This is a genomic window from Bacillus sp. RK1064 (genome assembly GCF_051488405.1).
In the GTDB taxonomy this organism is placed as follows: Bacteria; Bacillota; Bacilli; order Bacillales; family Bacillaceae; genus Bacillus.
In genome coordinates, this window is record NZ_JBPSCZ010000001.1 from 299,590 (window position 1) to 311,640 (window position 12,051).

The 12,051-nt window shown below is 41.9% G+C and carries 12 protein-coding genes; 7 read left to right on the plus strand and 5 right to left on the minus strand.

Annotation, left to right across the window (positions count from 1 at the left end; genetic code table 11):
- Positions 1 to 2,709, minus strand: coding sequence for a PBP1A family penicillin-binding protein (locus ACSSTM_RS01705; RefSeq protein WP_187703930.1), 2,709 nt, complete (start codon positions 2,707 to 2,709; stop codon positions 1 to 3).
- A gap of 43 nt (positions 2,710 to 2,752) precedes the next feature.
- Positions 2,753 to 3,364, minus strand: coding sequence for a Holliday junction resolvase RecU (gene recU, locus ACSSTM_RS01710; protein ID WP_034661029.1), 612 nt, complete (start codon positions 3,362 to 3,364; stop codon positions 2,753 to 2,755).
- A 46-nt stretch (positions 3,365 to 3,410) separates the two neighbouring features.
- Here recU and ACSSTM_RS01715 point away from each other — a divergent pair, with 46 nt between their 5' ends.
- Positions 3,411 to 4,367, plus strand: a complete 957-nt coding sequence (locus ACSSTM_RS01715) for a DUF2515 domain-containing protein (protein WP_095285321.1) — start codon at positions 3,411 to 3,413, stop codon at positions 4,365 to 4,367.
- A 23-nt stretch (positions 4,368 to 4,390) separates the two neighbouring features.
- Here the strand turns inward: ACSSTM_RS01715 and sspM are convergent, their stop codons facing one another.
- A complete protein-coding gene (sspM, locus tag ACSSTM_RS01720; protein WP_012010346.1) occupies positions 4,391 to 4,495 on the minus strand; it encodes an acid-soluble spore protein SspM in 105 nt (34 codons plus the stop codon).
- Positions 4,496 to 4,691: 196 nt separating this feature from the next.
- Between sspM and ACSSTM_RS01725 the strand changes: the two genes are divergently transcribed.
- The 3 genes from ACSSTM_RS01725 to ACSSTM_RS01735 all read left to right on the plus strand — a co-directional run bounded on the left by ACSSTM_RS01725 (position 4,692) and on the right by ACSSTM_RS01735 (position 5,915).
- A complete protein-coding gene (locus ACSSTM_RS01725) occupies positions 4,692 to 4,925 on the plus strand; it encodes a DUF5446 family protein (protein ID WP_437403964.1) in 234 nt (77 codons plus the stop codon).
- 58 nt (positions 4,926 to 4,983) lie between these two features.
- Positions 4,984 to 5,355 carry a YppE family protein gene (locus tag ACSSTM_RS01730; RefSeq protein ID WP_340973187.1) on the plus strand — a complete coding sequence of 124 codons (372 nt, stop codon included), beginning with the start codon at positions 4,984 to 4,986 and terminating at the stop codon, positions 5,353 to 5,355.
- 107 nt (positions 5,356 to 5,462) lie between these two features.
- A complete protein-coding gene (locus ACSSTM_RS01735; protein WP_060596720.1) occupies positions 5,463 to 5,915 on the plus strand; it encodes a YppG family protein in 453 nt (150 codons plus the stop codon).
- A gap of 20 nt (positions 5,916 to 5,935) precedes the next feature.
- On the opposite strand, the gene ACSSTM_RS01740 is transcribed toward ACSSTM_RS01735, so the two are convergent.
- Positions 5,936 to 6,355, minus strand: a complete 420-nt coding sequence (locus ACSSTM_RS01740) for an Hsp20/alpha crystallin family protein (protein WP_034661022.1) — start codon at positions 6,353 to 6,355, stop codon at positions 5,936 to 5,938.
- A 167-nt stretch (positions 6,356 to 6,522) separates the two neighbouring features.
- Between ACSSTM_RS01740 and ACSSTM_RS01745 the strand changes: the two genes are divergently transcribed.
- Positions 6,523 to 7,029 (plus strand): PTS sugar transporter subunit IIA, encoded by a 507-nt coding sequence (locus ACSSTM_RS01745; RefSeq protein ID WP_034661020.1) that lies wholly within the window; start codon positions 6,523 to 6,525, stop codon positions 7,027 to 7,029.
- Between the two features lie 54 nt (positions 7,030 to 7,083).
- On the opposite strand, the gene ACSSTM_RS01750 is transcribed toward ACSSTM_RS01745, so the two are convergent.
- Complete coding sequence (locus tag ACSSTM_RS01750; RefSeq protein WP_437404285.1) at positions 7,084 to 8,202, minus strand: NADH-dependent flavin oxidoreductase; 1,119 nt, start codon at positions 8,200 to 8,202, stop codon at positions 7,084 to 7,086.
- Positions 8,203 to 8,362: 160 nt separating this feature from the next.
- On the opposite strand from ACSSTM_RS01750, the gene ACSSTM_RS01755 reads away from it, so the two are divergent.
- Entirely contained in the window at positions 8,363 to 10,609 is a 2,247-nt protein-coding gene (locus ACSSTM_RS01755; RefSeq protein WP_095285318.1) for a DEAD/DEAH box helicase, read from the plus strand.
- 24 nt (positions 10,610 to 10,633) lie between these two features.
- The gene (locus ACSSTM_RS01760; protein WP_268495474.1) at positions 10,634 to 11,881 is read left to right on the plus strand and encodes a ribonuclease H-like domain-containing protein; all 1,248 of its coding nucleotides are present in this window, start codon (positions 10,634 to 10,636) and stop codon (positions 11,879 to 11,881) included.
- Positions 11,882 to 12,051 lie beyond the last annotated feature (170 nt).

The window sequence follows — 12,051 nt, forward strand, 5'->3', positions numbered from 1 at the left end:
TTATTCATTTTCTTTTCGACTAGGAGAATTTGATTGCGAATTTGAGCTTTGAGAGTTTGTTTTCGCATCATCTTTCTTTTTATCTTTATTGTCAGTTTGTGAGTTCCCATTTGTACTGTCTGAGCCATCATCGGAAGAACCATTATTTCCATTTTCCGTATTTCCGCCTTGATCCTGATCCTTATCCTTATCTTGATCTTTTTTATCATCTGGCTTTTGCTCGTCAGTGCCTGGGGGTTGATTTTTGTTATCGTCAGTCTGGTCTGTCTGCTCGTCGTCAGGCTGCTGCGGTTCTTCTTCTTCTTTGTTCTCATCATCTGCTTTTTCTTCCTCATCTTCATCATCCTTGATAGTGAGGAAGGTAGAAGCTGCTTTACTTGTGACATCCTCTACAGTGGCTGTTACTTGGAATTTATAAGTAGAGCCAGGCTTCACATCAGAGATGACCGCTTCTTTAGCAGAACTGTTTTGAATCTCTTTATAGCCGCCGTTATCAACCGCTTGTTTTACATTAAATGTAGCATCTGCGTCGTCATCATAGCCCCAAGACAGTGTGATGGATTTTTTCTCTTCATCATACACCGCTTTTAAGTCAGAAGGCTTATCGGCTTCTTTTTTCTCATATGTGTCAGACACTTTTGTCGGAACAGTTCCTTTTACAAAGTATTCTGTTGTCTTCTTCTCACTTGGTGTATTTGGTCCGGCTAATCTTGCTGGATCTGATCCTTTTTCAACCGTAGCTTCCAAGACACTGTCTGGTTTTTCAAATGAGCCGCTTCCATCATCAATTTGAGAAATTAATCGCTGGAAGACGATTTTGGCAACGCGCTGCTCGTAATCTGTGAGCCACATTTTGCCGTCCGCATCTTTTGAATTACCGATTCCGGTCCAAACGGCTGCTGTATATTGAGGCGTATAACCAACAAACCACGAATCTTTCGCACCGCCAGAAGGGATATTGTATTTATTCATATCATCTTGTGTAAAGTTGGTTGTACCTGTTTTACCAGCTACTTGAACGTTCGGTACTTGTGCAAGTGTACCTGTTCCAGATTGTACAGCTGTTTTCAGCATATCAGTGATCATAAATGCTGTGTAATCACTCATTGCCGCTTTAGAATCTGGCGTAAGGTCAAGCTTTGTTCCGTCATTAAACTCAACAGACGTGACAGCATGCGGTTCATTATAGTACCCGTTATTACCGAATGCACTAAATGCTCCAGCCATCTTCAGGGAGGAGACACCATCGTCAAATCCACCGATTGAGTATGACTCTGGAATGTCAGACGGTAAGTCCATACCTAAGTTATTGGCGAATTGAACGGCATTGTCTGTGCCAGCTTCTTGGAAAGCTTTTAAGGCAGGGATGTTTCGTGATTGTGCCAAAGCACTTCTCATCGACATTTTCCCTAAATGTCTTCTGTCAAAGTTATTAATCGGTGTACCGTCTGAGTACGTATACGGTGCATCATCAATTTGCTGATATGTTGACCATTTTTTGTTTTCAATGACAGGACCGTAATCTAAGATTGGTTTGATTGTAGATCCTGGCTGGCGTTTTGCATCAGTCGCATAGTTAAAGCCGCCGGCTGGTACATCACGTCCACCGCCAATGGCGCGAATTTCACCATTTTTCGTATCAAGCAATGTCACACCAGCCTGCATGCCTTTCGTAAATCCAGCTGCATCTCCATTAATGATATCATCTAGGTGATCCTGTGCTTTTCGATCAAGTGATGTATAGATTTTTAGTCCATCGGTTGATACATCCACTTTGGCTTTTTTCTGTACTTCTTCCATGACTTCTTCAATATAAGCAGAGTACTTACTTGAGTTTTGGCTCTTATATTTATCAGCTGAAACAACTGTCTTGCTGACAGGGGTTGCTTTTGCAACGTCATAGTCTTTTTCTGAAATGTAGCCTTGTTTTTTCATGAGGCTTAAAACGATATTACGGCGTTTTTCCGCTGCTTCAGGATGTTTCACTGGGTTATAGGCAGAAGGACTTTGCGGCATACCTGCAAGTGTGGCAGCCTGTGCAACGGTTAGTTTATTTAAATCTGTAACGCCGAAAAATTGTTCAGCCGCTTTCCCAACACCGTAAGCATAAGGTGAGAAGAAAATGCGGTTTAAATACATTTCTAAAATTTCATCTTTAGAGTATTTTTGCTCAAGCTGAATCGAGAGCCATACTTCCTGTACTTTACGTTTTAACGTTTTTTGATTGTTAAGTAGAGAGTTTTTCACAACTTGCTGTGTAATCGTACTTCCACCTTCAGCTCCAAAGCCGTCCTCGACGTTTGCGACAAGGGCACCGCCGATACGGATTGGATCAATCCCGTGGTGTTTATAAAAACGTGCATCTTCAGTTGCAATAAATGCTTCTTTTACCACATCGGGTATATCTTTAATCGAGACATACGTTCTTTTTTCCGCACCTACTTCTGCAAACACTTTCTTGTCTTTGTCATAAAGCTTTGAAGAATACGGTGTTTTGAGCTTACTATCATCAATAGAAGGAGCGCTTGATGCAAAAACGGCAAAAGTTGTGATTCCGGCAACTACACAAAGAAGACCGATCACGAGTAAAGATAAAAATATTTTTTTAAATAGACCTGCTTTCTTTTTGCCTTTTTTGTTCTTTTGCTTCTTATTGTTTTCTTGACTTGCTTTACGTCGCTGTTCACGACTTGTAAATTGATCAGACATCACATCTCAACCTTTCGTGTTAAACCTTTTTCGAACGTCATTGCTACTCACTTTCATCCGAAAAATGAAGTGTCTCCACTACTTTAATATAATCAATTCTTGGCGAATATCCAAGTGTCATTAAGTGGCCAGCTTCCATTAATTCGTCTTTGCTAATGGATTTCCGGCCGTTTTGCTGCTGCCGCTCCCAGAAGAAAAAGAGATCTGAAGCGGACAAATAATAAACGGAGCCAAATGCGGATATAATAACGAAACAAATACCGCCTTGCTTTTCTACCTGTTTCATATGCTCAATTTGATGATCGTGAAAATTTTTGAGTGGAAACGAGGTGGTGCTTTTGGTTTCCTTTGCTTCAAAATCGATATAGCGCCCTTTGTACACTCCATTATAGTCTGTTGTGGATGATTGTTTAAAATAGGCTTCTTTGATAACAGCAGCGCTTCTTTTTGGATAATCCACATTCACAATTTGAACGGGGGTAGGCTTTTTATGAATGACTGCGATCCCGTTGACCAAATAGTACTGGTTGGTTTCATTTAAGTCAGCCTCAAGCGTCATCCCGCGGTTACTATAAGAGGATTCGCCGCTGAATCTTTTTTTTGTCCCAATTTGTTGAATGGGCTGATACGATTTTCCGTTTGGATACCGAATCATCAAGTTTCAGCCTCCTTTTAATGCATTTTGTATTGGAGAGATTACTATGTTGTCACAAGAAGAGCACATCATCACTCAGTATATATTGCGTGAAACGAAATCGAAAAATAAAGACAACCTGACGAGGACAAATGCTTACAAACGCTTTTATGACCGCCATCCAGAGATGAAATGGTCGCTGCTTGCTTCCTTTGTCTCGAGAAATGCTGGATGGTCTATGACGGATTTAAAGGGCGAGCTCTTTCATCCAGGTTTAACAGATCAGCAGGGGCACCTTTTTTTCACAGCATATGAAAGAGCGAATTGGCTGATCTTTTCGGATGCTTACCCTCAGCTTCTTTTGTATGAATGGTCTAAGCGGTGCAGCAAACCCTTGTTCCATCTGCTTCCATATTTTTCTGTTTCTCGTTTTATGAGCACTGAGTGGGAACGTTTTTGGCTAAAGCGTGACACAGAGCGCCTGCTTTATGCACTCATCATAAATGAACAATATACTATACAATCTCCTATTATACAAAATCCTCTTCTGAAAAAGAATGTTTTTCACTCGATTCAATATCTGTTCAGCGAGTGGGGACATTTTCAAACCGTTGTTTTTCCAACGGTGGACGGGCATTTGTACGGGTTAACCATACGGAAGTTTTCCCACGTAAAGGAGCGTATTACATTAGGAAAAAAACTAGCGAAACTATTATTTCGAGCCGATTTATTTTCGGATTTTTATCATTTTTTGCATACTGTTCCACATACCGGATCACGGTTTGATTTTGAGCCGTTTTTAGGGATCGCTAGGAGGTCAACACCTTTTCTTCGAACAGTTTATCCGGTGATGACACATTCATTAGACGATCAAAGGGACGATTGGTTTCAAAAGAAATTGAGCCCATCCTTATTTGATGCAGAGACGTTACCAAAACAAATTGAGCTGACCGACTGGTATTTTCATAAAAAAAGACAGCTTCGTTTTCTTTTCTCATTAGAGCACTATTTTTTGCATAAATAAAAAGCAGGGGGTACCTGCTTTTTTTACGTGGATGGTCGATTAGGACCGCCAAGCTTTTTATCAAGCTGATCTGTACTGTTTTCTTTCCCTTTTGGCTTTTGCTCTTTTGGTGCTGGCTGCTTTTTCATGAAATCTACCTCCTTTGTCCTTAGAATTTACACAATCGGACGCAATCATACAAAGAAGGACAAGTATATGTCGAAAAGGAAGAAATAGCGCTCATCTACACTTAGATTGGCGATTTGCTTCTAGTTTTGTCATGTGTGAAGGAGGGTGTGAAAGAAAAGAGAATGTAACGAGAGACGATAAAGGAGGAATCTGATGATGAGCGAATTTGTATCAAAAGAATCCATTATGCAGTTATTAGAGGAAATTGAGCGGAAAATTGATGCGGTGGAAGAAGAACTGTCTCTTGCTGTGAACCAAACAAAACGTGCAGCCATAGAGGAGCAAGAACAAATGATAGACCGGCTTGAATCAGAAGTAAAGGACTGTGAAGTGAGGATTCACGCGGCTGAGTATAAACTGGCGGCAAGACCGGCATATCACGCCGGATAGCTTTTCTATTTGAGCAATAAGTAAACGTTTGATAGGATGGTTCATAGAGGTGAACATTTTGGATAATCAAACATTACTTGAACATACACAAGAGCTGAGAATATGGATCGAAGAGGCGTATGAGCAGTACCAAAAGGGAAAGGCTGAAGAGGAATACCCCGTATATGATTTTCACACGGACATTCAGCCGGCCGTTGAGACATTTGATCAGAAAATGGAAGAGTGGCTCACTGCTGCGATCTCGTTTATTCATCTGGTCAAACCTAGATATTTACACCAAGAACAGCTTGAAGCCGTCAAAGAAAATGGAAAAGAGGTTGTCCTGCAATCTTATTTTGGCAAACAGCATGCACCCCGTGTGAAAAATTTAGTTGAGTCAGTGATTTACACACTGAACCTTTTAATAGAAGAAATCAACAAGCGCAGCTGAAGACATATGCTGCGTTTTTCTTATGGCTGCTTTAGGCACATCTTCTGTTCTTGATCATAATATATGAGTGACATCACTATGTGTTGAGAGCGAGAGGAGCGAGATATATGATCCCTTATTCAAACCAGCAGCCTTATGAATTCAATCCATTCAATCGAGGGCCTTTTCCGTATCCAGATATGCAGCAGCAGCCTCCGCAGCCTCCAGAATATTTTATGCCGCCACATCAAGGTGGAATGAGCCAGGCACCATCTGCTGTCTATCAGCCGCCTTATGGATACCAAGAAAATGTGCCGCCTTTTCATCCGCCTGAAGCGATCAATCAACCCCAGATGCCGCCACCAGGCATGATGCCCATGCAGCAGCCTATGAACCCTTATCCTTTGCCAAGACCGCAAAAACAGCAATCATCTCAATTTAAAAGTGTACTGTCACAATTCAAAAAAACGAATGGACAATACGACTTTAACAAAATGTTTGATACAGCTGGGCAAATGATGAGTACGATGAATCAAGTAGGTTCATTAGCGAAAGGATTTACAAGCATTTTTAAAGCATAGTTAAAACCCAATAGATGGACCTATTGGGTAGTTTGCTTTGGTGCCGTCACACGAAGCGTTTGATCTTTCCACACGCTCTTCATGTTCGTTTCATCTATTTTTGCCGGCATTAAAATGGTCTTGGTAAAGCTCGAATACGAGGAAGTTGTATCTGTTTTGATTGTTTCCTGCACGGATAAGTGTAAATATTGGGCTTTTACTTCTAGCGCGATATCCCCTTCGACAAAATGGTCGGGAAATTGGATCTCGATATACACAAACTGCTCATCCTCTGTCACATCGGTCGTAATCGATGCAAGTGAATGTGATGTGGTCATGAGCGCCTCCGCACTATTTAATATCTCGTGAAACGGGGAGGATGCGAAAAATTGTTCAATCGCTTCATAGAGAATATCTTCATTTGCCAGCAATTCATGTTTCTTTTCGCCTTCATGTTTCATTTGAATCACCTCTCATCTACAGCCTATGCAGAAAGGGCTCAGGCGGTTATCAATTGATGAGAGGAAAAAATTATGATTAAATAGTGTTGAATGTAGCAAGGTGTATGAGCGCAGCGTTTCATACGCAGAATAGAACTAGAAGCAAAGCTTGAAGGGAGCAATTGACATTGCTGAAAAAATTATTCGGTTTCGGAAAAAACCAAGATGATGTAAAGGAAGAAATCATTTATTCTCCAGCTGATGGAGAGTTAATGGATATGACGGATGTACCAGACCCTGTTTTTTCTCAAAAGATGATGGGAGACGGCGTAGCAGTAAAACCAAAAAGCGGCACGATTGTGTCACCAGTAGAGGGTGAAATCATCCAGCTCTTCCATACAAAACATGCAATTGGCATTCGAACACTCTCAGGGCTTGAGCTTCTGATTCATATCGGGCTTGAAACAGTGGGATTAAATGGTGAAGGATTTGAAGCGCACATAAAAGAAGGGGATAAAGTGAAGATCGGTGACCCTCTCATTACGTGTAATTTAGAACTGATTGAAGAGAAAGCGGCAAGTACAGTGACTCCGATTGTCATTATGAATGGTGACTTGATCGAGCATCTTGATAAAGAACCAAAGGGACCTGTAGAAAAACAGACTTCTAAGCTTTTTACCGTTAAACTAAAATAATCAGGAATCACAAAAAAACTACCCAATCGTATAGGGGTAGTTTTTTTGATGACATTAATCTTCCATCGGAACCCAGCCTTGACTCGCTTCCATGACAGACCACAATCCTTCTGGAATCAAATACTTATCTTTTTGGCTGCGTTTAATGACAGTTTCAATCTCGCTTTCTCTGCCTTCTTTAATCTTCTTTGCCCAATCTGGGTCGACGATCAGCTCTCGTGCGACAGCGATAAGTGGAATTTCTTGATTATAAGCACCTAGTGCATCTTCGGCTGTAATGACGCTGCCCACACCGATGAGTGGAAGGGTATCGCCGCAGCGTTCTTTTAGCAGCTCCATACGTGTCTTATGAGTATCTGCACCACGTCTTGCTTTAGAGTCAATCTCCATTAAAGAGATATGCAAATAATCGAGTTTTTTTGTTTTGAGAACATCCACTAAGGTAAACGTCTCTGTCATTGTTAAACCAGGTGTTTCTGGTTCCTCAGGGGATAATCGATATCCAAAGATAAACGGTTTTGTTGCATGCTTTTCGATTGCCTCTTTGACTGCATCCACAATAGCGATAGGGAAGGCTAGACGCTTTTCTTCATTTCCTCCCCACTGATCTGTCCGCTGATTGCTATGCGGAGAGTAAAATTGCTGTAATAGATAACCATTTGCACCGTGGATTTCCACGCCGTCAAACCCTGCTTGAACCGCTCGTCTTGCCGCTTCTTTAAAAGCGTCAATGATATGGACAATTTCCTTTTCTTTTAAAGCGCGTGCAATCTGCTTTCCATCTTTAAACACATCACTTGGCGCAATCACATCACCGTTTGGAACTAAGTGAGGGAGAGCCTGAGAGCCGCCGTGATGAATTTGAATGATGGCTTTTGTTCCCTTTGCCTGAATCGCAGAAGCAAGTTTTTTCAGGCCAGGTATATCTTCATCTCTTGCAATAGAAGGCTGTCCTTCAAATGCCTTACCATCTGGAGTCACGTTTGCACATGCTGTGATCACCATGCCCATATCACTAGATCTAGCTGTGATGAAATCTATTTCCTCTTTAGAAATGGTGCCATCCTCGTGAGAACCGAAGTGTGTCATTGGCGCAACGACTAACCGGCCATCAATAGACGCACCTCCTGGAAACGTAAATGGTTCAAATAAAGGCTTAAATTCGTTTTTCACTCTCATCATCTTCTTCCTTGATAAAATCATTTCACTATAGAAGTGTAATAGATACTGTTACAACACTTCAAAGTATTTGCTCATAGGCTGCGCATCAAAAAATTGCCGCCTAGTCATGCAAACAAATATTCGGTACACTATGTAAGAGAGGTGATGCGATATGAAAAAGAAAACAATGAACGAACTCATAGAAGAATTAAAGAAAGACGAACAGGTAGAACATTGGCATGAAATTGATGCGAAGCCTGCACAGACCTCTCCGGTTCCTGAAAGAGTGAACGACAGGCTGAAAAAGGCGCTTGAGAAACGAGGCGTGAGCGAACTCTACATTCATCAAAAGGAAGCCTTTGAACGTGTGATGGATGGAGATCATGTGGTAACTGTCACACCAACAGCTTCAGGTAAAACGCTTTGCTACAATTTGCCTGTCCTTCAGTCGATCGCAGAAGATCAGACTAGCCGCTCCCTTTATTTATTCCCAACAAAAGCGCTCGCACAAGATCAAAAAAGTGAACTTAACGAGATCATCCACGAGATGGATGTTCCGATTCATAGTGAAACATATGACGGAGACACCTCTCCGGCCATTCGGCAGCGAGTCAGACAAGCAGGACATATTGTCATCACAAACCCGGATATGCTGCATTCAGCCATTTTGCCTCATCATACGAAATGGGTCAGCTTGTTTGAGAATTTGAAGTATATTGTCATTGATGAGCTTCATACATATCGAGGTGTATTTGGCAGTCATGTGGCCAATGTGATTCGCAGGTTAAAACGAATTTGTGCATTTTATGGAAGTGAACCGGTTTTTATTTGTACTTCCGCAACGATTGCGAATCCAAAAGAGCTAGCGCAGCAGCTAACGGGGAGCAAGGTGCATCTGATTGAACGAAACGGGGCACCTAGCGGTAAAAAGAATTTTGTGTTTTACAACCCGCCAGTTGTGAATAAACCATTAAATATTAGACAAAGTGCCGCCACTGTCGTCAATCAATTGGCAAAAACTTTTTTGAAAGAAAAAATCCAAACGATTGTTTTTGCTAGAAGCAGAGTAAGAGTTGAAGTGATTTTAAGCCATATTCAAGAGCTAGTGAAAAAAGAGATCGGTCCAAAATCGATTCGTGGATATCGCGGAGGCTATTTACCAAAAGAGCGGCGAGTGATTGAAAAAGGATTGAGAGAAGGAGACATTCTAGGTGTCGTCAGCACAAACGCACTAGAATTAGGAGTGGATATAGGTCAGCTAAAGGTCTGTATCATGACAGGGTATCCTGGCAGTGTAGCGAGTACATGGCAGCAGGCAGGACGAGCTGGAAGGCGTCATGAGGAAGCACTCATAATTATGGTGGCAAGCTCCTCACCTCTTGATCAATATATTGTCAGACACCCTGAATATTTCTTTAACAGGCCGCCTGAAGCTGCCAGAATCAACCCTGAAAACCTCATTATCTTAGTGGATCATTTAAAATGTGCATCCTACGAGCTTCCGTTTCGGGAGGATGAACAGTTTGGCGGCATGGAGGTAGAAGAGATTTTGCAATACTTACATGAGGAAGGTGTTCTTCATTTTAGCGGGAACCGGTATTATTGGTCAGATCAATCGTTCCCAGCGCATGGCATCAGCCTCCGGTCTGCAAGCCAGGAAAATGTGGTGATTGTGGATCAATCAGATGTAGCGAATGTTCGGATTATTGGAGAGATGGATCGGTTCAGTGCGATGACGCTGCTTCATGATGAAGCCATTTATTTACATGAAGGGGTTCAGTATCAAGTGGAAAAGCTAGATTACGAGCATCTCAAGGCTTATGTGAAACAAGTAGATGTAGAATACTATACAGACGCGAATTTAGCTGTTCAACTTAAGGTGCTTGAAATCGATCAGACGACAGAGAAGGAAGCCGTATCTGTTCACTACGGTGATGTGACTGTCAACGCAATGCCGACGATTTTTAAAAAAATCCGGCTAAGTACCGGTGAAAATATCGGCTCTGGACCGATTCACTTGCCGGAAGAAGAAATTCATACGAGTGCTGCTTGGTTTGAATTACATGAAGCAGAGCGGAGATTTGAAGAGAAAACACTTGAACAGCTGCTGCTTGGCATCGCAAATGTTCTTCAGCACATTGTACCTGCTTTTGTGATGTGTGACCGTTCTGATATTCATGTTGTTTCACAAATTAAAGCGGCACATACCGGAAAACCGACGGTCTTTTTATATGACCACTACCCTGGCGGAATCGGCTTAAGCAAGGAAGTACAAGCTCGTTTCGATGAAATAGCAGGCGCAGCCATTCAGCTGATTGAGCGGTGCCGCTGTGAAAATGGCTGTCCATCCTGCATTGGCATGGAAATGAAAGAGGTGAGCGGAAAAAGCAGCATCGTTGAATTGATGTCCGTATTTTAAGGGAAAGGAGGGGGACACCTGCTCATGTCTTTAAAAGGGAAATTAAACAGAATGAAGAAGCACCTATCGCACAATCAGACACATGAAAACCGGCAGAAAACTTTAGAAGGACAACCACAGCCTGTGACTTCAGACAATATCCCATTTTTAAAAGAATGGGAAACATTAGGTGTATCTCCTTATCACTTTGAGGATTCCTTTTGTCTGATTCGGGAAGTCACCTATTCATTAGAAGATCAGCATGGGCGCTATTCGTTTGCGGAACTGCCGAAGATCATCGAGGCATGGAACGAAAGCGGCATCAAGCATTCGCTATCGGCTAAAGGGTATGAGCCGCACGAGCTGTTTTTCTTTGATACAGAAACAACAGGATTATCTGGCGGTACGGGAAATATGATTTTCTTGCTTGGACATGCACGTGTCTTTTCCGACAAAGTGGTGGTGAAACAGCACCTGCTCACCAATCCAGGAAATGAAGCGGCTCTGTACAAAAGCTTTCTCGATGAAGTGAACGTAGAATCATTGGTTACATATAATGGTAAATCGTTCGACTGGCCGCAAGTGAAAACGAGACATACGCTCTTACGAGATCAAATCCCTGCACTTCCTGAATTCGGACATTTTGATCTTCTGCACGGATCTAGACGATTGTGGAAGCATAAATATGAACGAATGGCGCTATCCGTTGTGGAAAAAGAAGAGCTGCACGTGCATCGTGAAAACGACACGCCGGGGTTTTTGGCACCGATGATTTATTTTCATTTTTTAAAGGAACAAAATCCGAAGCTGATTGAAGGGATCTTGACTCATAATGAACTAGACGTCTTATCGTTAATCAGCCTCTACATTCATCTATCCAAAAAAATACTATCTGAGGATGCGGTAAAGGAACACAATGAGAAGTATGCGCTCGCCAGGTGGCATCTTGCTCATCGTGATGTACAGGAAGCAACGAAGCATTTGCAAAAATTAACGGATGCTGATTTTGAGCATGCGAATCAGGCGTCTTATGATCTTTCCTTACAATATAAACGACAAAACGAGTGGGATGAAGCGGTTCAAATATGGGAAAAATTATTTAAATCAAGTGATGTCCATTTAGCATTAAAAGCGGGTATAGAGCTTGCGAAGTGTAAAGAGCATCGTCAAAAAAATGCAAGGTCAGCTCTATCCATCACTGAATCGTTATTATCTTTCTCATCGTTAAGTCAGCGAGAAACGGAAGAACTTGAGAAGCGAAAAAAACGGCTCTTGAGAAAAGCTGGGCAATGAACATTATTGCCCGGGAAAGCGCAAAACATGACAACGTTCGGCTCTCGGCCGAAAATAAAAATTGTTTAGCACTTTTATTGTAGAAAAGTCACGAATCCTGTAAAATAACGTTAGATATTGAATGAGGAGCGTAGAGCATGTATAAGGGTCTTTTCTACTTGTTTTTTCTT